Source organism: Nonomuraea sp. IBHARD001 (assembly GCF_056106265.1).
On sequence record NZ_JBWBBW010000002.1, the window covers coordinates 2419971 to 2441158 of the forward strand.

Genomic DNA, 21188 nt, shown 5'->3' on the forward strand with positions numbered 1-21188 from the left:
ATAAATGGACTACAGTCCGTTTTTGTGGATGATGTGGAAATTATCGGACTGCAGTCCGCTTCGTCAAGCGCCCAGCCGAAGGAGCGGGCCGACGCGGCCAGGAACAGGGAGAAGGTGCTGGCCGCCGCCGCCAGGCTGTTCGCCGACAAGGGCGTCGCCGCCGTCTCGATGGACGCCGTCGCGGCCGAGGCCGGGGTCGGCAAGGGCACCCTGTTCAGGCGCTTCGGCGACAAGTCCGGCCTGGCCGTCGCCCTGCTCGACGAGCGCGAGAAGGAGTTGCAGGCGGCCGTGCTCGGCGGGCCGCCGCCGCTGGGGCCCGGCGCGGAGGCGGGGGAGCGGCTGGTCGCCTTCGCCGACGCCTATCTGGACTACCTGCTGGCCCATCTCGACCTCGTGCGCATGTCCGAGACCGCGAGCCCCGGCGGGCGCTACCGGATCGGCGCCTACGCCTTCTGGCACCGCCATGTGGCGATGCTGCTGGAGCGGTCGAGCCCCGGCTGTGACGCCGACGTGCGCGCCCACGCCCTGCTCGCCCCGCTGGCCGCCGAGGTGATCGGCGTCCTGCTCGACAGGTACGGCGAGGCCCGCACGCGTCAGGGGGTGCGCCACGGCTTCGAGTCCAAATAGCTACCGGCGGGTAATCAATCTCACATGAGCCGACCTCATACTGTTCGGTATGTTCGCCCGTTTCCCTCGCCTGATCCGCTGGTCGGCCCGCGTGCTCGTCGCCCTGCTCGTCCTGGCGCTCGCCCTGGCCGGAGCCGTCACCTGGACCGTGACCAGGTCCTTCCCACAGCTGGACGGCGAGGTGAAGCTACCCGGCCTGGCCGCGGGCGTCACCGTCAACCGCGACGCGTACGGCATCCCGCACATCTACGCCGACACGCCCGCCGACCTGTTCAAGGCGCAGGGCTACGTGCACGCCCAGGACCGCTTCTGGGAGATGGACTTCCGCCGCAAGACCACGGCCGGACGCCTGTCGGAGCTGTTCGGCGCCTCCACCCTCGATGTCGACAAGGTCATCCGCACCCTCGGCTGGCGGCGCGTCGCCGAGCAGGAGGTCGCCCTGCTCACCCCCGAGACGCGCAAGGCGCTCGAGGACTACGCGGCGGGCGTCAACGCCTGGCTGGAGCAGCACGAGGGAGCGGCCGAACGCAGCCTGGAGTACGTCCTGCTCGGCGTGACCGGCGTCGACTACACGCCGGAGAAGTGGACACCGGCCGACTCGCTGGCCTGGCTGAAGGCCATGGCGTGGGACCTGCGCTCCAACATGTCCGACGAGATCGAGCGTGCGCTCACCGCCGCCAGTGTGCCCGCCGAGCGTGCCGCCCAGCTCTTCCCCGCCTACCCCTTCGACCGGCACCAGCCGATCATCCCGGACGCGCCGGCCGCTCCCCGGGCCGCGACGGCCACGACTCCCGTACGGGTGGCCGGGGCCGAGCAGGCGTTGCGCGAGGCCGGGGCGCTGGTGTCGGCCGCGCCGTCGCTGCTGGGCACGCCGGGCGCCGACAGTGCGGGGATCGGCTCGAACTCCTGGGTGGTCGCCGGGCGGCACACCGCGACCGGCAAGCCGCTGCTGGCCAACGACCCGCACCTCGGGCCCAAGATGCCGTCGTTGTGGTACCAGGCCGGGCTGCACTGCCGTACCAAGTCGGCGGCTTGTGGGTATGACGTGACCGGGTACACCTTCTCCGGGCTGCCGGGTGTGGTGATCGGGCACAACGACAGGATCGCGTGGGGGTTCACCAACCTCGGGCCGGACGTCGCCGACCTCTATCTCGAACGCACCAAGGGCGACACGTACCAGGTCAGGGACGAGTGGAAGCCCATGACCTCGCACCAGGAGACGATCAAGGTCAGCGGCGGCGAGCCGGTCGTGCTCACCGTGCGCACGACCGAGCACGGGCCCATCGTCTCCGGCGTGCTCGGCGACACCAGGCGGGCCGTGCCCGGCGCGTCCGCGCACGTGGGCGCGGGCGGCGGGCAGGACGTCGAGGTGGCGCTGCGCTGGACCGCGCTCGACCCCGGACGTACGGCCGACTCCATCCTGCTGCTGAACCGGGCCGCGAACTTCGAGGAGTTCCGCACGGCCGCCTCCTTCTTCGAGGCGCCGTCGCAGAACCTCGTCTACGCCGACGTCGAGGGCAACATCGGCTACCAGGCGCCCGGCCGTATCCCGGTGCGGGCCAAGGGCGACGGCATGTGGCCCGCGCCCGGCTGGACGGGTGAGCACGAGTGGAAGGGCTTCATCCCGTTCGAGAAGCTGCCCAAGGTCTACAACCCGGCGTCCGGCTATATCGTCACCGCCAACAACGCCGTCCAGCGGCCGAGCGCCGATCTGTTCCTCACCTCCGACTGGTCCTACGGCTACCGCAGCCAGCGCATCGTCGAGCGGATCGAGGGCGTGCTGGCCAAGGGGCCGATGACGGTCGAGGCGATGGGGCAGGTGCAGGGCGACTCGCGCAACACCATGGCGCCCGTGCTGGTGCCGTACCTGCTCAGGCTGGGCGACACCCGGCTCAAGGGCTGGGACTTCGGCCAGGAGGCGGACTCACGGCAGGCGGCCTACTTCAACGGCGTGTGGCGTCAGCTGCTCGGCCGTACCTTCGACGACGAGCTCACCGGCTCGGCGCGTGCGGGCGGCGGCGACCGGTGGTACGAGGTGGTCAGGGCACTGCTGGAGCGTCCCGACGACGTGTGGTGGGACGACAGGCGGACCAAGGACAGGACCGAGACGCGCGACGACGTGCTGAAGGCGGCCATGGCGGGCGCGCAGGCCGAGATCGGCGACGCGACGTGGGGCGAGCTGCACTCCCTCGACCTGACGCACGAGACGTTCGGCACGTCGGGCATCGGGCCGATCGAGTGGCTGTTCAACAGGGGACCGGTCGCCACCTCCGGCGGCAAGGACGCGGTCAACGCCACCGGCTGGGACGCCACCAGCGGCTACCAGGTCGACTGGGTGCCCTCGATGCGCATGGTGGCCGACCTGGGCGACCTGCGGCGTTCGGTGTGGGTGAACCTGACCGGCGCCTCGGGCCACGCCTTCCACGGCAACTACGACGACCAGGTGGAGCTGTGGGCCGAAGGCGGGTTCACCCCGATGAGGGACGAACCCGCCGACGTGCTCACGCTGAGGCCCTGACCTTGCGCCTGGCCTCGGGCACGATCAGCGGCGTGCCGGTCTGCGGGTCGGGGATGATCTCGCACCGCAGGTCGAACACCTCCCCGACCAGCGTCGGCGTCACGACCTCGCCGGGCACGCCCTCGGCCACGATGCTGCCGTCGCGCATCACGATGAGATGGGTGGCGTAGCGGCAGGCCTGGTTGAGGTCGTGCAGCACCGCGACCATCGTGCGCCCGGCCTCGTGCAGGTCGGCGCACAGGTCGAGCACCTCGATCTGGTGGGAGATGTCGAGGAAGGTGGTGGGCTCGTCGAGCAGCAGGATCGGCGTCTCCTGGGCCAGCGCCATCGCCAGCCACACCCGCTGGCGCTGGCCGCCCGACAGCTCGTCCACGATGCGGTCGGCCAGTTCGGCCACGTCGGTGGCGCGCATGGCCTCGTGCACGGCGGCCTCGTCGGCGCGCGACCACTGGCGCATCAGCTTCTGGTGCGGGTAGCGACCGCGTGCGACCAGGTCGGCGACCGTGATGCCGTCGGGCACGATCGAGCTCTGCGGCAGCAGGCCGAGCCTCCTGGCCACCTCCTTCGACGGCAGCGTGGTGATGACCTGGCCGTCCAGGTGCACCGCGCCGGTGCGAGGCTTGAGCATCCGGGCCAGCGCGCGCAGCAGCGTCGACTTGCCGCAGGCGTTGGGCCCGATGATCACGGTGAAGGAGCCGTCGGGGATCGCGACGTCGAGATCGGCGGCGACGACCCGCTGGTCGTAGGCGAGCGTGAGGTCCGAACCTGTCAGACGGGTCATGGGCGGAGATCCTCCGGCGAGGTGGGCGGCAGCGGGGAAAGCACAGGGGTGGGCGGCAGCGGGGACGGGCACAGCGGGGAAAGGGGCATCAGCGGCGGTCCTTCCTGAGCAGGAAGGCCAGGTAGAGCCCGCCGATCGCGGCGGTCATCACCCCGACGGGCAGCTGTACGCCGGGGATCAGGCGCTGCGCGGCGACGTCGGCCACGACCAGCAGCACCGCGCCCGTCAGCGCCGAGGCGGTCAGCGTCACCCCGGCCGAGCCGCTCAGCCGCCTGGCCAGCTGCGGCGCCGCCATCGCGACGAACACGACGGGCCCGGCCGAGGCGGTGGCGACGCCGCACAGCAGCACGCCCGCGCAGACGGCGACGGCACGCACCGCCTCCACCTTGATCCCGACGGCCCTGGCCGCGTCGTCGCCCATCTCCATCATCCGCAGGGGACGCGAGACGAAGGCGCAGGCGGGCAGCAGCAGCGCGAGCGCGGCGGCGACGGGAAGCGCGTGGTCCCAGCCGCGCCCGGCGAGGCTGCCGGTCAGCCAGGAGCCCGCGGTGGCGGCGTCGTTGATGTTGGCGGTGGTCAGCAGGTACGAGTCGACCGCGATGAGCAGGGCGTTGACCCCGATGCCGACCAGGATCAGCCGGTAGCCGAGCACTCCGCGCTTGAACGCCAGCAGGTACACCAGCGTCGCGCACACCACGCACCCGAGCAGCGACCCCCATGCGATCTGGAACGCGCTCCCGCCGAGGATGACGGCCAGCACGCCGCCGGTGGAGGCCCCGGCGGTGAAGCCGATGAAGTCCGGGCTGCCGAGCGGATTGCGCGTGAGGCTCTGGAAGATGGCCCCGCTCAGCCCGAACGCCGCCCCGACCAGCAGCCCGGTCAGCACCCTGGGCGCCCGCAGCCGCCCGACGATGAGCTCGGCCACGGGCGTGCCGTCGCCGAACAGCGCGGTGACCACGTCGCCGACCGGCACGGTGAACTCGCCGGTGGCGATGGCGGCGACACTGACGGCGGCGGCGATCAGCACGAGCGCGGCGCCCGCGGCCACGGCACGCGGCGCCAGGCGCATCGACAGCGGCCCGAGCCTGGCCGATCGCAGCCGCTTGACGTTCAGGCGCTTCACATCGAGGGAGGTCATAGCGCCGCCAGCCTCCTGCGCCTGGCCAGCAGGATGAAGACGGGCGCGCCGACGATCGCGCACATGATGCCGACCTGCACCTCGCCCGGCCTGGCGATGAGCCGCCCGACGATGTCGGCCCCGAGCAGCAGCACGGGCGCGAGCAGCGCCGAATAGGCGATGAGCCACCGCTGATCGGGCCCGACCACCGCCCGTACGGCATGCGGCACCGCCAGCCCGACGAACCACAGCGGCCCGGCGGCGGCGGTGGCGGCGCCGCACAGCAGGGTGACCGACACCGCGGTCAGCGCCCTGGTCCGGCCGACGGCCACACCGAGCGCCCGCCCGGCGTCGTCGCCGACGGCCATGGTGTTGAGCGGCCTGGCCATGAACAGCCCGAGTACCAGCCCGATCGCGAACAGCGGGGCCAGGCGCAGCAGGACGTCGCCGGTCTGCGCGGCGAGCGAGCCGGTCAGCCAGAAGCGCATGCGGTCATACGTCTGCGGGTCCATCCTCAGGATGGCGGAGGAGGCGGCGGTGAAGACCATGCCGAGCGCGACCCCGGCCAGCGCAAGCCTGGCGGGGCTGGACCCGCCGCGCCCCGCCGAGCCGAGCGCGTACACCAGCACGCTGGCCACGGCCGCGCCGACGAAGGCGAACCAGACGTAGACCGCGGGGTCGCTCAGCCCGAGCACGCCGAGTGCGAAGGTGGCGCCGAGCGCCGCGCCCTGGTTGATGCCGAGCAGGCCGGGGTCGGCCAGCGGGTTGCGGGTGAGGCTCTGCATGAGCGCCCCGGCGAGGCCGAGCGCGGCCCCGACCGCGATGCCGAGCAGGGTACGCGGCACGCGCAGGTCGCGGATGACCGTGTGGTCGTTGGACCCGTCGGGCGCGAGCAGCGCGTCGAACACGGTCGGCAGCGACACCGATCGGGCGCCCAGCGCGATGCTGAGCGCGGCCGTCACCAGCAGCAGGACGAATGCGGCGAACAGTCCGACGACCAGGGCGGCGGGTCTGCCCGCCTTCCGTGCCTTCGGTGGTGGCCCGACGGCCACCGCCGTACTGGTCGTGCTCACCGTTCCCCTCTCCCTCTGCGACTTAGGTAAGGCTAATCTAAGGCCCGATTCATGTGAACCTTGCCCCAAGGAGTGGACATGTCCGTATCCAGACGAGCCTTCCTCGCCACCACCGGAGGCGTCGGCGCCCTGGCCCTCCTCGCGGCCTGCGGACAGGGCGAACAGGGCGGGCAGGCTGCTCCTTCGGCCCAGCCGACGAAGGCCGGGCCGTGGACGTTCACCGACGACCGGGGCAAGAAGGTGGAACTCGCCGCCAGGCCGACCAAGGTCGTCGCCCAGATCAGCGCCGCCGCCACGCTGTGGGACTTCGGCGTGCGGCCGATCGCGGTGTTCGGCCCGCACAAGCTCAAGGACGGCAGCAAGGACCCCGAGGCCGGAGCGGTCGACATCACGAAGGTGGAGTCGATCGGCAACGTCTGGGACGAGTTCAACATCGAGAAGTACATCTCCCTGCAGCCCGAACTCCTGGTCGCGGGCATGTACCGGCCGGGCGAGCTCTGGTACGTGCCGGAGAAGTCCAGGGCCGACATCGAGCAGGTCGCCCCCGCGATCGGCATCGCCCAGCAGGGCAAGTCGGGCGACGAGCTGATCAAGAGGTACGAGGAGCTCGCCGTGGCGCTTGGCGCCGACCGGGACGCGCCCGAGGTGGCGCAGGCCAGGACCAGGTTCGAGGCCGCGGTCGCCGAACTCGGCAAGGCGGTCAAGGAGAAGCCGCGCAAGGTGCTGTTCGCCGGGGGCATGCCCGACCTGTTCTACGTGTGCAACCCGTCGGAGTTCCCGGACGAGAAGTTCTTCCAGGCCCAGGGCCTCGACTTCGTGGTGCCGGCGAAGACCGACGCGGGCGGCTACTACCAGTCGATGAGCTGGGAGGTCGTCGACCAGTACGAGGCCGACGCCATCTTCGTCGACGCCAGGGCGCAGTCGATGAAGGTCGAGGAGATGCTGAAGAAGCCGACCTTCGCCAAGCTGCCCGCCGTCAAGGCCGGGCACGTCTATCCGTGGCGCGCCGAGACCAGGTTCAGCTACCAGGGGTACGCCGACCAGATCGAGGAGCTGGTGTCCAACCTGCGGAAAGTCTGAGCTAGCCTCTCCTGAGTTAGGCAAGGCTTACCTTAGGAGTTGCTGTGAAGTCCGTGTCCCGCAGGGGAGTGCTCGCCGCCACGCTCGCCGTCGGCGCCATGATGGCGCTGGCCGCGTGCGGTGGGGAGCAGCCGCCCCCGCCCGCCGCCTCCGGCACGGCCGAGGCCAAGCCGTTCGGCTTCACCGACGACCGCGGCGTCACGATCGACCTGCCTCAGCGGCCAACGCGCGTGGTCGCCCAGGTCGGCTCGGCCGCGGCCCTGTGGGACTTCGGGGTACGGCCGATCGCGGTGTTCGGCCCGCACAAGCTCAAGGACGGCGGCAAGGACCCCCAGGTCGGCAATGTCGACATCACCAAGGTCGAGGGCCTGGGCAACGTCTGGGACGAGTTCAACGTCGAGAAGTACATCTCCCTGCGGCCCGAACTCCTGGTCAGCAGCATGTACGAGAAGGGCTCGCTCTGGTACGTGCCGGAGAAGTCCAAGGAGACGATCGAGCAGGCCGCGCCCACCGCTGGCGTCATGCTCACCGGCAAGAGCCTGACCGAGGTCATCGGCACCTACGCCAAGCTGGCCGAGCAGCTCGGCGCCGATCCGCAGGCCCCGGACGTGGTCGCGGCCAAGGCGCGCTTCGAGGCGGCGACCGAGGAGCTGAAGAAGGTCGCGGCCGGTGGGCTGAAGGTGCTGATGATGTCGGGCGGGCCCGAGCAGATGTGGGTGGTCAACCCGGCCGACTATCCCGACATCGTGCACCTCACCCAGAACGGCCTGGACGTCGTGGTGCCGTCGAAGGTGGACGCGGGCGGCTTCTTCCAGACGGTGAGCTGGGAGAACGCCGACCTCTACGCCGCCGACGTGGTGCTGTACGACTCCAGGAGCCAGGCGCTGAAGCTGGAGGAGATGCTGAAGAAGCCGACCTTCGCCAAGCTGCCCGCGGTCCAGGCGGGACAGGCCTACCCGTGGCGTGCGGAGATGCCCTTCAGCTACCTCGGGTACGCGACCTTCCTTGAGGACCTGGTCGCCGACCTGAAGAAGGCGAAGAAGCTGAGCTAGCCCGCCGTGCCCCGCACCTCGATGATCTCGGCTAGCGGGAACTCCAGATAGTCGCCCGCCTCCTCGCACCAGGCGTCGAGCACCGGACCGCGCAGCTCGCCGTGGCTGATGGTCGCGGTGATCCCGTCGGTGAGCGTGATGGCGGCACGCACGCCCCTGTCGACCACGAAGCCCAGCAGCGACTGCTGGGCGGTCGGCAGCCTGGTGGCCATCCTGCCGATCACCGCCCAGGTGCGCCCGGCCGGGCCGGAGTCGTCGAGGCTCGCGGCCAGCAGGCGCTGGGCGTGCTCGACCGGGTCGGGGATCGGCTCGGGGATGTGGTGCACCGGGTCGCCGAGCTCGGCCACCTGGCCGCCGGGCAGCAGGATGAGCCTGCCGTTCTGCGGCTCCTCGACCCGGGTGCGGTGGATGGCGATCTCGCCGGTGTCGGCGATCGGCACGGGCGCGTAGCCCTGCTCGCGCAGCATGGCCAGTGTGCGCTCGGCCGATGCGCCGCTGACCAGCACGGTGGGGGCCAGCAGCCGCAGCCCCAGCCCGCCGAGCCTGCGGTGCGCGGCGATCTCGGCCAGCAGGGTGGCGTCGGAGGCCTGCACGATGCAGCCGACACTGCTCACCGTGACCTCGCCGTGCCTGCGCGCCACATCGTTGATCAGGTAGTCGAGCGGCTGCGGTATCGACCCGACCTCGGCCAGCTCGGCGAGCAGCTCGTCGGCCGCATGACCGGAGTCGAGCGCCGCGCGCACACTCTCGGCCGTGAAGCGCCACACCGAAGCGGCGCCGCGCGACTCCCGCTCGGCGACCCGGTCGAGCAGCGCCGCCAGCTCCGTCGACGGCGGCCCGGTGACCACGGCGGTCAGGTCGGGCCCGAACAGCGCACTGCGCCGCACACTGGCCAGCGCCCGCGTCGAGCACTCCACCAGCAGCGGGTCGTGCTCGACCATGGGCGTGGAGTCGTCGCTCTCGTCACCGGCGGCCGAGCTCAGCCCGGCCAGCGCACGGCCCAGATCGGTCAGCGCGTCACCGGCCAGCAGGGCCAGCAGGGTGGCCTCCTCCAGCACGGCGGGCGCGCACTCGGTCAGCAACGTCTGGTCCAGCAGCGGCGCGCTCCAGTGCACATTGCGGATGAGGGCGCCGCGATCGGCGACGGCCGTGCCCGACGGCAGGTCGGCCAGGGCCGACAGCACCGCCCTGCGCACCCGGGCGACGGCGGCTCCGGCCTGGTCGTCGCCGAGCACGGTGAGGTACTTGCCCTCGGCCTTGCGCAGCGACGAGCGCTCCATGCGCCACCAGGCCGACAGCAGCACGCGCAGTCTGGCCGCGCCCTCGTCGAGCCGCCAGCGGTCGAAGCGCTCGGTCGGCACCATGCCGCAGGCGCCGTCGTCCCAGGCCAGCAGTCTGGCCACCGCGCAGACCTCCAGCAGCAGCCGGGTCTCGTCCTCCTCACAGCCCGTCTCCTTGGCCAGCCTGCGCACCTCGCGCACACCGACGCCTCCGGTCTTGAGCAGCGGCAGCGGCGCCTTGGCGGTGTTGTCGAGCAGGGCGGCGCAGCGCTCGACCAGGTGCGGGGCGGCCAGCGTCATGAGGTGGTCGACCTCGGCGGGGTCGACCGGCAGCGTGACGACCTCGGGCGGCTCCGGCGTGAACGGCGGGTGGTAGGCCGGGCCGCGCACCGCGAGCGCGACCTCGCGCGGCATCTCGGCGACGTGCCAGCTCGGCCGATACAGCAGGCCGTGGTCGGCGGCCCACTTCTCCGGCGTGCCGAGCGCGACGAACCGCCCGCCGTCGACGTCGCGCACCGGCCCCTGCCAGGCGAACTCCTCCAGCAGCCGGTCGGTGCCCGCGGGCGCGCCGGTCAGCAGCGCGCCGAGCCTGGCGGGATCGGCGAGCACCTCGGCGGCCTTGGCGATCGTGCGGCGCTTGGGCCCGCCCGGCGGCAGCCCCAGGCTGCGGGCCAGCGAGCGGAGCGTGTCCGCGCTGATCGTCCAGGAGTTGAGGAAGTGCTCCAGCGGCTCGCCGAGCCCCAGCGGCGCCGCCCACCAGCGGGTCACGGCGTCGGCCAGGCGCACGCCGCCGTCGGCGCCGGGCCAGGCGAGCGCGTGGTCGTAGAGGCGGCCGAGCCAGGGCCGCACCTCGCGTGCGTCGACGTCGAGGAAGGCGGCGAGGCGCTCGGGCGTGGCGGGCTCGCCGAGCACGAGGCAGGCCTGGGCGATCTCCAGGCACGGCAGCGGCAGGCCGCGCATGGCCTCCATGACGGCAAAGCCGTTGCCCAGGCGCTGGGACAGGGTGTCCAGCCGCCTGGGCCAGGGGGCCGCGATGGCGTCGGGCCTGTTGGCCAGGACGCGGGCGAGCCCGCTTTCGTCGAGTGTTCTCAGCCAGCCGAGCAGGTGATCATCCATCGGTCAGCACTCTCATGGGGGGTCGCGCGTGGGACTCGCCGTGAGCCATGACCATCCACGGTAATGCAGATCACGTTTTCAGGAGAGAACTGCCCAAACGATCTTCCCGTGAGGTGCGCGCGGACTCCAGCCCCAGCGCAGGCTGATGGAGTCGACGATATGCAGGCCGAGCCCGCCGACGTCGAGCGGACCGGGGTTCCTGAGCACCGGCGAGGCGGCCGACGGATCGGCGAACGCGCAGGTCAGGAAGGGGCCCATCCGTAAGAGCGCCATGCGGACCGGCTCCAGGTGACGGCCTTCGCTCAGCCGCAGCCCGTGTCTGAGCGCGTTGGTCGCCAGTTCGGACACGACGAGCTCGGCACCGTCGGCGAGATCGCCCAGGCCCCAGCCGGTCAGCGCGCCGGTGGTGAAACTTCTGGCGGAGTGTACGGATTCGGCCCTGGGAGGGAGCACGAAGGTGGCGCTCGCACAGGGGCCGGGGGGGTGGGGCTCGGGGGCGCCTTCCGGCCACCAGCCGACCGGGGGCCACCATTCGAGCGCCGTCCACGGCCGATGCGATCTGGTGGACTGCACAATGATCATTCTTCACCAAACTCGCGTGCAGGTGCAAGAGCGAATGCACGTGCAGAATGCCGTGCAGACCAACTCGCCAGGCGCTACCTTGGTCGCGCAACGGTTAAACCAGTACGAAAGGGGGATCTTGCCGCGGCCCATGATCTTTCGGCCGCAAAGTGTCAAACTGGAGGCACGGAAACGACCAAGGAGCATTGCGTGTCCATCGATCCGCCCGGTTCTGGCTCCACCGTTCGGCGCATCATGCTCGGCGCGAGCCTGAGGCGCCTGCGTGAAGGCAAGGGACTCAGTCGAGACGAGGCCGGATTCCACATCCGCGCTTCGGAGTCCAAGATCAGCCGTATGGAGCTCGGCCGTGTCGGCTTCAAGACCCGCGATGTGGAGGACCTGCTCACCCTGTACGGCGTCGTCGACGGCGCTGACAGGCGCGCCCTGCTCGAAATGGTCCGCGAGGCCAACACCCCCGGGTGGTGGCACAAGTACAGCGCCGTCCTGCCCTCGTGGTTCACCACCTACGTGGGCTTGGAGGAGGCCGCCAGCCTGATCCGCACCTATGAGGTGCAGTTCGTGCCCGGTCTGCTCCAGACACGCGACTACGCGCGGTCCGTCTACCAACTGGGCAACCCCGATGCAACCACTGACGAGATAGAAAACCGCGTGCATCTGCGCATGCAGCGGCAGGAGCGCTTCACGCGCAAGGACGGCCCGAGGCTGTGGGCGGTCATCGACGAGGCGACTCTCAAGCGGACCATCGGGGGAAGAGGGGTCATGTCCGAGCAGCTTCAGCATCTGCTGGAGGTCGCCACCCTGCCCAACATCACCCTGCAGGTGATGCCTTTCAGGTACGGCATGCACGCCGCCGAGGGTGGCGCGTTCAGCATTATGCGGTTTCCCGAGTCCGACCTGTCGGACGTCGTTTACGTCGAGCAGCTATGGGGTGCCCTTTACCTGGACAAACGTGAGGACATCGATCCGTACCTCACGGCCATGGAGCAGCTGTGCGTGGAGAGCACCACGCCGGGGGGCACTGCTGAGCTCATCGGCGGTCTTCTCAGAGAGATGTAGATGGAGCACACCTACAACGGCATGCCCGCGACCGACCTCACCGAGGTCTCGTGGCGCAAGAGCCGCTACAGCAACTCGCAGGGCAACTGTGTCGAGCTCGCCAAGCTCCCCGACGGCGGTGTCGCGGTCCGCAACTCGCGATTCCCCGAAGGCCCTGCCCTGATCTACACGCGCGACGAGATCCGGGCTCTCGTCCTGGGCGTCAAGGACGGAGAGTTCGACGGCCTGCTCGTGTAACACCGTTTTTACATCCGGCGCACGCGCTTAACGGCAGTGCGCCGGATGCGTAACCTGCGAGCCTCGTCCCTTCTGGAGGATTCAGGCACGTTCATTCGCTCATGGGGGCTGCAGATGCTGGACCAGATGACTCTCTACCCGGTCGCCGACGACGTGCTCATCGCGCCGGGCGGCAAGGTCGTGATCCGCACCTACGGCGTCGCGTCCGACGGCTCCGCCAGTGGCGCCGACAGCGGTGGCGACAGTGCGGTCGCCTACCGCACGTGGGTGACCGGCGTACGCGACCAGCCGCGCTACTGGCGCTGGGGCCACTTCGAGGACGCGACGTCCGGCCACCGCAGGGTCCTGGAGTGGCTGACCGGCAGAGGCCCGCAGCCGACGCCCGCGGCCCGGACGGCCGGAGCCGCCCCCGAAAGCCGCCGGCCAGGCTGAGGCAGATCGGCCTGGCCGGCGTGAAATCCCCTCAGACTGGGGCGTTCCACCTCAGGATGACCGGCTCGGCGTGTTCGTGGCCGAGCCTGGAGTAGGTGCCGGTGTCCAGCCTGAACAGACGGCCGTCCTCGGGCGGCAGGCCGAGCCAGCGGGCGGCGAGCACACGCAGGAAGTGCCCGTGCGCCACCAGTGCGACGTCGCCTTCGGCGGCCCCGGCGCGGGCGATCACCCGGTCGGCGCGCGCCGCCACGTCGGCCGCGCTCTCGCCCGGATGCGCGGCGTCGCCCGGCGTCACGCCGTCGCGCCAGAGGTACCAGCCAGGCCGCGTCTCGCGGATCGTGGCCGTGGTGATGCCCTCGTAGCCGCCGTAGTCCCACTCCCACAGGTCGGCGTCGGTCTCGACGCCGGTCAGGCCCGCGAGCTCCGCCGTACGGCGGGCCCTTCCGGCCGGGCTGACCAGGGCCAGGGCGAAGTGCCTGCCCTTGACGACCGGCTGCAGGGCCCTGGCCTGGTCCTCGCCGTGCGGGGTCAGCGGCAGGTCGGTGCGGCCCGTGTGGCGGCCGTTCCTGCTCCACTCGGTCTCGCCGTGGCGTAGCAGCAGCATCTCGTTCACATCGTTCATCATCGCAGCGGGTTGACCTCAACCTGAATTCAGGTTGCAGTCTTGGCGGTGTCGCAGCCCGGAACCGAACGAGGAGATCGCCATGCATGCCGTCGTCCTGCACGCCTACGGCAGGCCCGAGCAGCTGTCCTACGAGGAGATCGCCGCGCCCGAGCCCGGACCCGGGCAGGTGGGCATCGAGGTCAGGGCGGCGGGCGTGCACTTCATGGAGACCGTGCTGCGCAAGGGCAGGCCGGTCGGCCCGCACCCGGCGCCCGAGCTGCCCGCCGTACTGGGTGGTGAGGTCGCGGGGGTGGTGCGGGCGCTGGGGGCCGGGGTGGGGGAGGAGCTGCTCGGCCGCAGGGTGGTGGCGGACGCCGGGGCGGGGTACGTGGAGCTGGCGGTGGCCGACGCGGCGGCGGTGCGCGAGGTGCCGGAAGGCGTCGGCCACGCCGAGGCGGTCGCGATGCACACGACGGGCACGACCACGATGGCCCTGCTGGAGCTGGCCGGGCTCACCCGCGACGACGTCGTGCTGGTGACGGCGGCGGCCGGGGGCGTGGGCGCGCTGCTCGTGCAGTACGCCGCGAGGCTCGGCGCCACCGTGGTGGGCCTGGCGGGCGGCCCGGCCAAGACGTTCGTCGCGGGCAAGGTCGGCGCGGCGGTCGCCGTCGACTACACCCTCCCCGGCTGGGCGAACACCGTACGCGAGCGGGCGGGCGAGGTGACGGTCGCCTTCGACGGCGTCGGCGGCGAGGCGGGCCGCGAGGTGCTCGGCCTGCTCGGCGACGGCGGCAGACACCTGGTGTACGGCTCGGCGGGCGGCGAGATGGTGTTCGCGGGCGAGCACGGCGAGGCCGACGGCCGCAAGATCGAGACGATCTCCGCGATCGAGCGCATCATCGCCAGGCCCGGCGGTCTCGGCGACCTCACCGACAGGGCGTTCGCCGCCGTGGCCGACGGCTCCCTGACCCCACTCGTCCAGGCCTTCCCGCTGGCCAGGGCCGCCGAGGCGCACCGGGCGCTGGAGCAGCGCGAGACCATCGGGAAGGTCGTGCTCGTTCCCTGACGCAGGCTATGCGGGGGCGAGCCGGTACACGCCTGCGGCGACCCCGCCCATGCCCACGGCCACCAGGACCCAGGCCAGCCCGGCGACCACGGTGCCCAGCGAGGCCAGCCACGCCACGGGCACCGTGAACGGCGCCACGATGAGCACGACCGAGGCCCACACGGGCGCGGTGCGGCCCAGCAGTGCGGCCAGGCCCAGCAGCGCCAGGCCGATCAGCGCGAGGAAGAAGCCGACGAAGAACGCCGACGTCGGCAGGTCGTTGTCCAGCGTGTCGACCAGCCTGGCCGTCAGGGAGGGCGTCAGCCCGGTCTTGACGGCCGCGTAGACCACGTCGTCGGTGTTGCCCGATGGCACCGAGAGCAGGAAGGCCAGGATCAGGCCGACCAGCCCGAGCACCGGCCTGCCCGCCCGTGCCACCTTGGCCACGCCCAGCAGCCCGGGTACGAGCAGGCAGGCCGCCAGCAGCGACAGCCAGGCCGGAAGGGCGTAGGAGTCCGCCGAGGCGGCGAAGTCGGCGATGTAGGCCTCGCCGGTCTTGGTGTAGTCCACCTGGCTGAGCAGCAGGGTCAGCCCGAGGACGAGCGGGCTGAGGATCGCCGAGGCGACCATGGCGTTGCGCGCGAACGTGTCCGCCCCTGAGCGGGGGGCCGCATCGATGCCGGTCATGCGCCGAGCGTCCGCCGCCTCCGCCGCGTCGGCAAGAGTAGGCCCTACTCACCTCGGCCGGTCGGCCACGGCGTCGCCAGGTGTTCGACGAGCGCCGCCGCCACCGCCTGCTGGCCGGCCAGCGAGAGGTGGACGCCGTCGTCGAGGTGCCATGCGGTCCCGGCGTCGGCGGGCAGGGCGGCCTCCGTGCGCACGACCTGCTCGCCGCGCCGCTCGGTGATCGCCAGGGCGACGGCCTCGATGTCGGCGTTGGCCCACGAGGTGCGCACGCGTTGGAACGGCTGGTAGGCCGCCACCCTGGCCTCGTCGACCGGGGTCGGCGTCAGCCAGGTCCAGCGCGCCGCCGTGCCGGAGGTGCCCAGCCGGTGCAGCAGGTCCAGGTTGCGCACGCTCTCGCCGATGCCGACCAGCGTCGGGCCGTCGGCCGAGCCGAGCCGTCTGGCGTCGTTGCCGCCGAGCAGGCACAGCACGTGGGCGGGCCGCCGCCACCACAGGTCGGGCAGGCCGCTCAGCGCCTGCGTGGTGGTCTGGCCGGAGACGGCGAGGTTGACGAAGCTCACCTCGTGGCCGGGGCGGCCCAGCCGGACGAGGTGGCGCAGGATCTCGAACCACGACAGCAGGTCGTCGGTGGTGCTCTCGCCGACCGCCGCCACGACCTCGCCCGCGCCGAACGGCAGCCGCCCGACGAGCGCGGCGAAGCCGGGCCGCTCCAGCAGCTCGGCCGCCGCGTGCGCCGCCTGCTGGTCGAGGTCGTCCCTCAGCGCCTGGTAGGCGCCGGTCTCCAGGCCGAACAGGGCGGCCAGCCGGTCCTCGCCGACAGTGCCGAGGTAGCGCAGCACCTTCTCCGGGTGCTGGAAGCGGATCAGGCGTTCGATCATGGCCTGGTTCATGCCGCCACCCGCCCGCCGGACAGGTCGAGCGTGACGCCGGTGACCCAGGAGGCGGCGTCGGAGGCCAGGTAGAGCACGGCGTCGGCGACGTCGGCCGGTCTGCCGATCCGGCCCAGCGGGAAGCCGTCGGCCAGGCGGGCGAGCTGCTCGTCCGACATGAAGGCCCGCATGCGCTCGTTGAGCACGGCCGACGGCGCCAGGCAGTTGACCCTGACGCCGTCCGGGCCGACCTCGGCGGCCAGGTGCCTGGTGAACATCACCACGGCCGCCTTGGCACTGGCGTAGGCGATGTTGGCGCCGCCCGGCGTGCGGCCGGCCGACGAGGACATGGTGAGGATGACGCCGTCGCCGTGCTCGCGCATGCCGGGCAGGAAGGCCGCGGTGGTCAGGTAGAGCGAGGTCAGCTCGGAGTCGACGATCTCCCGCCAGCGCCGCAGGCCGAGCTCCTGCGTCGGCGCGGGCGCGCCCTGTCCGCCCGCGAAGGCGGCCAGGACGCTGACGTGCCCGAGTTCGCGCCGCACCAGGTCGCGCAGGGCGTGCACCGACTCCTCGTCGGTCACGTCGGCCGGTGCGGCGATCGCCTCGCCGCCCGCGGCCCTGATGCGTCCGACGACCGCGTCGACGGCGGCGACGTCCCTGCCGTTGACGGCCACCGCGACCCCGTTGGCCGCGAGGGCCAGGCAGGTCGCCGCGCCGATGCCGCGTGAGCCTCCGGTGACCAGGGCGGTCCTGCCTGCCAGATCGGGGTAGCGGCCTTGTGCCTCTATTACTTCTCTCATGTGAACTATTCATAGCACAGAACTATTCGTTGGCACTACCATCGGGAAGATGAACACCACACCGCCCGTGGGGGACGGCGACGGCCCGCCGCCGGGGTTCGGGCCGCCGGGGGCGGCCTTCCTGCTGGCCCAGGTGGGCGCGCACGCCGCCGCCCGCTTCGCCGAGCGCATCGGCGACCTCGGCGTCGTGCCCTCCGACATCGGCATCCTGCGCATGATCGCCACCAGGCCCGGCCGCAGCCAGCAGTCGCTGGCCGATGAGCTCGGCGTGGTGCCCAGCAGGGTCGTGGCCCTGGTCGACGCACTGGAGCGCAAGGGCCTGGTCGAGCGGCGCCGCAATCCCCAGGACCGCCGCAACTACGCCCTGCACCTGGCCGAGGGGGGCGCCGAGGTGATGGCGGCCATGCGCGAGCGCGCGACGGCACACGAGGCCGACATCTGCGCCGGGCTCGACGCCGACCAGCACGCCCAGCTCACCGCACTCCTGCGGACGGTGGCGGCCCAGCAGGGCCTGACCCCCGGCGTGCACCCGGGCTACCGGCGCGGCGGTCCTCCGGCCCCGCAGGTGCCCGTGTCCTGAGCGCGAGGCGTCTCGCGCAGCACAAAGGTCAGCCGGTCGGCAGCTTCAGGGGGCCGTTGCCGTCGCGCACCGAGCCGACCGGTACGGGCTCGCCCACCAGGGCGCCCCGCAGATCGGTCGTCACCCTGACGGCCAGTTCGCCGACGCAGCGCTCGCCTTCGAGGCGCTGGGCGCAGTAGAGGACGTGGCCGGTGAGCCGGTCGACCCTGCCCTCGTCCAGCAGCCACAGCCCGCCCGAGTCGCCGACCACGGCGCCGGGTGCGATGGCGCCGAGCCGCTCCTGCACGGCGGCGTGCACCTTCTTGACGAACTCCTGCTGCTCGGCGAACGGCCGTACCAGCCGGAAGGAGGCGGGCCGCGCCGAGGCGAGGCCGCCGGTGACCTTGAAGGTGGCGGCGTAGTACGGCCGTCTGCTCAGGGCGGCCTGCAGTTCGGTCTCGGCCATGCGCAGCAGCGTCGGCGTCTTCAGGTCGCCCGTGGGCAGCTCGCGTGCCGCCTCGGGGGACAGCAGGTTCACCGACAGCGTCGTGTCGTCGGCCGGGGCGCCGCCCTTGACGCGCTCCTGCGACCAGGTCCGCACGCAGCCGCCGATCTCGGCCAGTTTGGCGCGCACGTCGGCGTTGGTGGGCGCGGCGACGATCCACGGGTCGTCGTGGTCCAGGCCGATGCCCCTGACCGGGTTCCCGCAGCGCAGGAAGGTGGCCGTCAGCCGTCGCCACCGGTCGGCCGCGCCCTTGGCCAGGGCCACGGCATTGGTGAGCTCGCGCTCGCACGGGTTGTTGTTGCACGAGCCCTCGTCGGCGTCCACGCGCAGCCGTACCACGGCGTCCGGGTCGCCGGTGATGGCGAGCATGACCTCCGAGCCGGACGCCTGCGGGAACAGGGGACGGGCGGCGACCACCGTCAGCGTGTCGGGGAAGAGCTCGGCGGCGAGCCGCTCGGCGCGCTCGCGGTCGTCCTGCGTGCCCAGGGAGCACCCGCCGACCGCCAGCGCGAGCGCCGCGACAGCCGTACAGATCCCCCGAAAACCAGCCCATCGCCCGTTCACCTTGAGAGTGTCACATACCGCTGCGACGGGAGTGACCGGGCACAGGTGGCAGATCTTGCCAGGCGGGTGGCGTCCGCGCAGGTCGCAGCGGTACGGCGGCGCGTGCGGGTGGCGCAATCTCCTCGTTATCCCTATATCCCTACCGGATTGCTAGGTTGGGCGTGCCGGAGGAGGTGATGCACGTGCCGGACACACGACGGCGACGGGCCGATCGGGCCAGGCAGGTGGCCGACCTGCTGAGACGGCAGATCGTGCAGGGCGGTTACGCGGGCGGGCAGCTCCCGCTGGAGGCCGAGCTGGCCCGCGAGTTCGACGCCTCGCGCAACACCGTGCGCGAGGCGCTCGACCTGCTGCGCGAGGAGGGCCTGGTCGAGCGCTGCCCGGGTGTGGGCACGACGGTCGCGGCCGAGAAGTACCCGCACGGCCTGCACCGCCTGCTCGGCCTGGCCGAGACGCTGCACGAGCACGGCGAGGTCACCAACCAGGTCAGGACGATGACGCTCATCGAACCGCCCGCCCTGGTCAGCCACCGCCTGGGCCTGCCGCAGGGCGAGCAGGTCATCTACCTGGAACGCCTGCGCAGGCTCAACGGCCTGCCGCTCTCGCTCGACCTCACCTACCTCGTACGCGACGTCGGCGAACCGCTGTTCGACGCCGACCTGGAGCACAACGACATCTTCGTGCTGCTGGAGGCCATCGCCGGCCAGCCGCTCGGCCTGGCCGAGCTCACCGTCGAGGCCGTCAACGCCGACACCCACACCGCCGCCGCACTCGACGCGCCGCGCGGCGCCGCCCTGCTGATGGTCGAGCGGCTCACCCACCTGTCCGACGGGCGCCCGGTCGACCTGGAGTTCATCAGGTTCCGAGGCGACCGGCTGACCATGCGCGGGCACCTCCGCCGCGCCGCGACCCCCGAGGAGCAGCCATGGCCCTGATCAGCCAGCGCGTCGAGGTCCCCGTGACCATCGACGAGGCCCTGTGCATCGAGGGGTGCACGCTCTGCGTCGAGGCCTGCCCGCTCGACTCCCTGGCCATCAGCGAGGAGAGCGGCAAGGCGTACATGCACGTCGACGAGTGCTGGTACTGCGGGCCGTGCGCCGCGCGCTGCCCGGTCGACGCCGTCACCATCAACATCCCCTACCTGCTGCGATGAAGGACCACACCATGCGCAAGGTGTCAGCCGCCGCCGCCCTCCTGCTGGCCGTCGCCGGATGCTCGCTGTCGGGCGGGCAGGCGGGCGGCGAGGGCAGGCCCACGCTCGTCATCGGGTACCAGTCCAAGACCATCAACACCGTCACGGCCGGAACGCTCCTGCGCAGCCTCGGCTATGTGGAGAAGCGGCTCGGCGCCGCCTACGACGTGCAGTGGCAGGACTACGACACCGGAGCGCCGATCACCGCCAAGATGGTCGCCGGCAAGATAGACATCGGCTCGATGGGCGACTACCCGCTGCTCATCAATGCCGCCCGCACCCAGGGTGTGCCGTCGGCGCGTACCGAGCTCGTCTCCATCACCGGCTACAACCTGCGCGGCGGCCTCAACATGGTCGTGGTGCCGCCCGCCTCACCGGCGCGGACGCTGGCCGACCTCAAGGGCGCGAAGATCTCGGCGAGCGTCGGCTCCGCCGGGCACGGCACCCTCGTCCAGGCACTGGAGAAGGCCGGGCTCGACCCCGTGTCCGACGTGCAGACCGTCAACCACCAACCGGCCGTCGGCGCCACACAGCTGGAGTCGGGAGGCGTGCAGGGATACGCCCAGTTCGTCGCCTGGCCCGGACTGCTCGTCTTCCAGGACAAGGGCAGGCTGCTCTACGACGGCTCCGCGCTCGGCGTGCCGACCTTCCACGGGGTGGTGCTGCGCCAGGCCTACGCCAAGCAGCACCCCGAGGTGGTCGACGCCTTCATCAAGGCGCAGATCGAGGCCACGAAATACCTGCACGAGCATCCGCTCGAGGCGGCCGAGTCGGTGGCGAAGGCGACGGGCCTGCCCGCCGAGGTGGTCTACCTCTACAACGGGCCCGGCGGCATCTCCACCTTCGACGTCACCCTGAAGCCGCAGCTCAGGGCGGCACACGAACACGACGTGCCCTACCTCAAGCGCATCGGCACCGACTTCGCCGGAGTCGACGCCGCCGCCTTCGTCAACGACTCCTACCTGCGCAAGGCCTACGGCTCCGCCTACGACGCCGACCTGGCCGCCACCGCGAACCCGGCCCGGATCACCGGCGCCGACCCGGTGTGCGGCGTGGCGGCGGGCGACCCGAAGACCGCATCCGAGCTGTGGCTCAGGGGCGAGAGCGCCACCAGGCCCGCCGCCACCCCGTCCTGCCTGCTGCGCCAGCTCGCATCCGCCACCGCCGAGGTACGCGCCGCGTACGTGCCCGACGCGGTGAGCGGCACCCGCTGGTTCGCCGACAAGGCCGTCTGGCTGCACGACCCCGAAGCCGGGCCGAACGCCGCCTTCCTCCCCTTCACCACCCAGGAGGGGGCCGACGCCTACCGCGCCGCGCACCCGAAGAGCGAGCCCGTGACCTACGAGCGCGCGCTCAAGGCGGCCGGAGCGCAGGGGGACCCCCGATGAGCGAAGGACCGTGGATCTGGCTCC

Annotated in this window: 22 protein-coding genes; 12 read left to right on the top strand and 10 right to left on the bottom strand. The window is 71.8% G+C overall.

The window, feature by feature from the left end:
• Nucleotides 1–33 precede the first annotated feature (33 nt).
• On the top strand, nt 34–627 hold the full coding sequence (locus ACTWNK_RS13255) for a TetR/AcrR family transcriptional regulator (protein WP_474304219.1): 594 nt from the start codon (nt 34–36) through the stop codon (nt 625–627).
• 49 nt (nt 628–676) lie between these two features.
• Nucleotides 677–3145 (top strand): penicillin acylase family protein, encoded by a 2469-nt coding sequence (locus ACTWNK_RS13260; RefSeq protein ID WP_474304220.1) that lies wholly within the window; start codon nt 677–679, stop codon nt 3143–3145.
• On the opposite strand, the gene ACTWNK_RS13265 is transcribed toward ACTWNK_RS13260, so the two are convergent.
• From ACTWNK_RS13265 to ACTWNK_RS13275, 3 genes are all read right to left on the bottom strand, one after another.
• Nucleotides 3129–3926, bottom strand: a complete 798-nt coding sequence (locus ACTWNK_RS13265; protein WP_474304221.1) for an ABC transporter ATP-binding protein — start codon at nt 3924–3926, stop codon at nt 3129–3131. The genes ACTWNK_RS13260 and ACTWNK_RS13265 overlap by 17 nt on opposite strands.
• An 88-nt stretch (nt 3927–4014) precedes the next feature.
• Complete coding sequence (locus tag ACTWNK_RS13270) at nt 4015–5064, bottom strand: FecCD family ABC transporter permease (RefSeq protein WP_474304222.1); 1050 nt, start codon at nt 5062–5064, stop codon at nt 4015–4017.
• Nucleotides 5061–6116, bottom strand: a complete 1056-nt coding sequence (locus ACTWNK_RS13275) for a FecCD family ABC transporter permease (protein WP_474304223.1) — start codon at nt 6114–6116, stop codon at nt 5061–5063. Before ACTWNK_RS13275 ends, ACTWNK_RS13270 begins: the two co-directional genes overlap by 4 nt.
• A 78-nt stretch (nt 6117–6194) precedes the next feature.
• On the opposite strand from ACTWNK_RS13275, the gene ACTWNK_RS13280 reads away from it, so the two are divergent.
• Nucleotides 6195–7196: an ABC transporter substrate-binding protein gene (locus ACTWNK_RS13280; RefSeq protein ID WP_474304224.1), complete on the top strand. Its 1002-nt coding sequence runs from the start codon at nt 6195–6197 to the stop codon at nt 7194–7196.
• 44 nt (nt 7197–7240) lie between these two features.
• On the top strand, nt 7241–8248 hold the full coding sequence (locus ACTWNK_RS13285; protein ID WP_474304225.1) for an ABC transporter substrate-binding protein: 1008 nt from the start codon (nt 7241–7243) through the stop codon (nt 8246–8248).
• Here the strand turns inward: ACTWNK_RS13285 and ACTWNK_RS13290 are convergent.
• Together ACTWNK_RS13290 and ACTWNK_RS13295 are read right to left on the bottom strand one after the other, a co-directional pair.
• On the bottom strand, nt 8245–10644 hold the full coding sequence (locus ACTWNK_RS13290; protein ID WP_474304226.1) for a helicase-associated domain-containing protein: 2400 nt from the start codon (nt 10642–10644) through the stop codon (nt 8245–8247). The two genes, ACTWNK_RS13285 and ACTWNK_RS13290, sit on opposite strands and share 4 nt — an antisense overlap.
• Before the next feature lie 78 nt (nt 10645–10722).
• Nucleotides 10723–11226: an ATP-binding protein gene (locus ACTWNK_RS13295; RefSeq protein WP_474304227.1), complete on the bottom strand. Its 504-nt coding sequence runs from the start codon at nt 11224–11226 to the stop codon at nt 10723–10725.
• Between the two features lie 234 nt (nt 11227–11460).
• Between ACTWNK_RS13295 and ACTWNK_RS13300 the strand changes: the two genes are divergently transcribed.
• The 3 genes from ACTWNK_RS13300 (at nt 11461) to ACTWNK_RS13310 (ending at nt 12951) form a co-directional block, all read left to right on the top strand.
• Complete coding sequence (locus tag ACTWNK_RS13300) at nt 11461–12282, top strand: helix-turn-helix domain-containing protein (protein WP_474310906.1); 822 nt, start codon at nt 11461–11463, stop codon at nt 12280–12282.
• Nucleotides 12283–12519: a DUF397 domain-containing protein gene (locus ACTWNK_RS13305; protein WP_474304228.1), complete on the top strand. Its 237-nt coding sequence runs from the start codon at nt 12283–12285 to the stop codon at nt 12517–12519.
• A 126-nt stretch (nt 12520–12645) separates the two neighbouring features.
• Nucleotides 12646–12951 (top strand): hypothetical protein, encoded by a 306-nt coding sequence (locus ACTWNK_RS13310; RefSeq protein WP_474304229.1) that lies wholly within the window; start codon nt 12646–12648, stop codon nt 12949–12951.
• 31 nt (nt 12952–12982) lie between these two features.
• Here the strand turns inward: ACTWNK_RS13310 and ACTWNK_RS13315 are convergent, their stop codons facing one another.
• On the bottom strand, nt 12983–13564 hold the full coding sequence (locus ACTWNK_RS13315) for a histidine phosphatase family protein (RefSeq protein WP_474304230.1): 582 nt from the start codon (nt 13562–13564) through the stop codon (nt 12983–12985).
• Between the two features lie 91 nt (nt 13565–13655).
• On the opposite strand from ACTWNK_RS13315, the gene ACTWNK_RS13320 reads away from it, so the two are divergent.
• Nucleotides 13656–14621 carry a zinc-binding dehydrogenase gene (locus tag ACTWNK_RS13320; RefSeq protein WP_474304231.1) on the top strand — a complete coding sequence of 322 codons (966 nt, stop codon included), beginning with the start codon at nt 13656–13658 and terminating at the stop codon, nt 14619–14621.
• A 6-nt stretch (nt 14622–14627) separates the two neighbouring features.
• On the opposite strand, the gene ACTWNK_RS13325 is transcribed toward ACTWNK_RS13320, so the two are convergent.
• From ACTWNK_RS13325 to ACTWNK_RS13335, 3 genes are read right to left on the bottom strand one after another with little or no spacing between them, the layout of a single operon-like run.
• On the bottom strand, nt 14628–15287 hold the full coding sequence (locus tag ACTWNK_RS13325) for a hypothetical protein (RefSeq protein WP_474304232.1): 660 nt from the start codon (nt 15285–15287) through the stop codon (nt 14628–14630).
• A gap of 44 nt (nt 15288–15331) precedes the next feature.
• The gene (locus ACTWNK_RS13330) at nt 15332–16177 is read right to left on the bottom strand and encodes an SGNH/GDSL hydrolase family protein (RefSeq protein ID WP_474304233.1); all 846 of its coding nucleotides are present in this window, start codon (nt 16175–16177) and stop codon (nt 15332–15334) included.
• A complete protein-coding gene (locus ACTWNK_RS13335) occupies nt 16174–16956 on the bottom strand; it encodes an SDR family NAD(P)-dependent oxidoreductase (RefSeq protein ID WP_474304234.1) in 783 nt (260 codons plus the stop codon). The genes ACTWNK_RS13330 and ACTWNK_RS13335 overlap by 4 nt, the downstream gene beginning before the upstream one ends.
• A gap of 49 nt (nt 16957–17005) precedes the next feature.
• Here ACTWNK_RS13335 and ACTWNK_RS13340 point away from each other — a divergent pair, with 49 nt between their 5' ends.
• Nucleotides 17006–17536: a MarR family winged helix-turn-helix transcriptional regulator gene (locus tag ACTWNK_RS13340; RefSeq protein WP_474304235.1), complete on the top strand. Its 531-nt coding sequence runs from the start codon at nt 17006–17008 to the stop codon at nt 17534–17536.
• Between the two features lie 28 nt (nt 17537–17564).
• Here ACTWNK_RS13340 and ACTWNK_RS13345 read toward each other — a convergent pair whose 3' ends face one another.
• Nucleotides 17565–18584 (bottom strand): SCO7460 family lipoprotein, encoded by a 1020-nt coding sequence (locus ACTWNK_RS13345; RefSeq protein ID WP_474304236.1) that lies wholly within the window; start codon nt 18582–18584, stop codon nt 17565–17567.
• Between the two features lie 182 nt (nt 18585–18766).
• On the opposite strand from ACTWNK_RS13345, the gene ACTWNK_RS13350 reads away from it, so the two are divergent.
• From ACTWNK_RS13350 to ACTWNK_RS13360, 3 genes are read left to right on the top strand one after another with little or no spacing between them, the layout of a single operon-like run.
• The gene (locus ACTWNK_RS13350) at nt 18767–19519 is read left to right on the top strand and encodes a GntR family transcriptional regulator (protein ID WP_474304237.1); all 753 of its coding nucleotides are present in this window, start codon (nt 18767–18769) and stop codon (nt 19517–19519) included.
• Nucleotides 19510–19737 carry a 4Fe-4S dicluster domain-containing protein gene (locus tag ACTWNK_RS13355; RefSeq protein WP_474304238.1) on the top strand — a complete coding sequence of 76 codons (228 nt, stop codon included), beginning with the start codon at nt 19510–19512 and terminating at the stop codon, nt 19735–19737. Before ACTWNK_RS13350 ends, ACTWNK_RS13355 begins: the two co-directional genes overlap by 10 nt.
• 11 nt (nt 19738–19748) lie before the next feature.
• Nucleotides 19749–21164, top strand: a complete 1416-nt coding sequence (locus ACTWNK_RS13360; protein ID WP_474304239.1) for an ABC transporter substrate-binding protein — start codon at nt 19749–19751, stop codon at nt 21162–21164.
• The last annotated feature ends 24 nt before the right edge of the window (nt 21165–21188 follow it).

What these genes read in the sequence shown, in the direction of transcription:
- ACTWNK_RS13260 (WP_474304220.1), top strand. Translation starts at nt 677, where the DNA reads ATGTTCGCCCGTTTCCCTCGCCTGATCCGCTGGTCGGCCCGCGTGCTC.
- ACTWNK_RS13265 (WP_474304221.1), bottom strand. Translation starts at nt 3,926, where the DNA reads ATGACCCGTCTGACAGGTTCGGACCTCACGCTCGCCTACGACCAGCGG.
- ACTWNK_RS13270 (WP_474304222.1), bottom strand. Translation starts at nt 5,064, where the DNA reads ATGACCTCCCTCGATGTGAAGCGCCTGAACGTCAAGCGGCTGCGATCG.
- ACTWNK_RS13280 (WP_474304224.1), top strand. Translation starts at nt 6,195, where the DNA reads ATGTCCGTATCCAGACGAGCCTTCCTCGCCACCACCGGAGGCGTCGGC.
- ACTWNK_RS13290 (WP_474304226.1), bottom strand. Translation starts at nt 10,644, where the DNA reads ATGGATGATCACCTGCTCGGCTGGCTGAGAACACTCGACGAAAGCGGG.
- ACTWNK_RS13295 (WP_474304227.1), bottom strand. Translation starts at nt 11,226, where the DNA reads ATGATCATTGTGCAGTCCACCAGATCGCATCGGCCGTGGACGGCGCTC.
- ACTWNK_RS13300 (WP_474310906.1), top strand. Translation starts at nt 11,461, where the DNA reads ATGCTCGGCGCGAGCCTGAGGCGCCTGCGTGAAGGCAAGGGACTCAGT.
- ACTWNK_RS13305 (WP_474304228.1), top strand. Translation starts at nt 12,283, where the DNA reads ATGGAGCACACCTACAACGGCATGCCCGCGACCGACCTCACCGAGGTC.
- ACTWNK_RS13310 (WP_474304229.1), top strand. Translation starts at nt 12,646, where the DNA reads ATGACTCTCTACCCGGTCGCCGACGACGTGCTCATCGCGCCGGGCGGC.
- ACTWNK_RS13320 (WP_474304231.1), top strand. Translation starts at nt 13,656, where the DNA reads ATGCATGCCGTCGTCCTGCACGCCTACGGCAGGCCCGAGCAGCTGTCC.
- ACTWNK_RS13325 (WP_474304232.1), bottom strand. Translation starts at nt 15,287, where the DNA reads ATGACCGGCATCGATGCGGCCCCCCGCTCAGGGGCGGACACGTTCGCG.
- ACTWNK_RS13330 (WP_474304233.1), bottom strand. Translation starts at nt 16,177, where the DNA reads ATGAACCAGGCCATGATCGAACGCCTGATCCGCTTCCAGCACCCGGAG.
- ACTWNK_RS13335 (WP_474304234.1), bottom strand. Translation starts at nt 16,956, where the DNA reads ATGAGAGAAGTAATAGAGGCACAAGGCCGCTACCCCGATCTGGCAGGC.
- ACTWNK_RS13340 (WP_474304235.1), top strand. Translation starts at nt 17,006, where the DNA reads ATGAACACCACACCGCCCGTGGGGGACGGCGACGGCCCGCCGCCGGGG.
- ACTWNK_RS13355 (WP_474304238.1), top strand. Translation starts at nt 19,510, where the DNA reads ATGGCCCTGATCAGCCAGCGCGTCGAGGTCCCCGTGACCATCGACGAG.
- ACTWNK_RS13360 (WP_474304239.1), top strand. Translation starts at nt 19,749, where the DNA reads ATGCGCAAGGTGTCAGCCGCCGCCGCCCTCCTGCTGGCCGTCGCCGGA.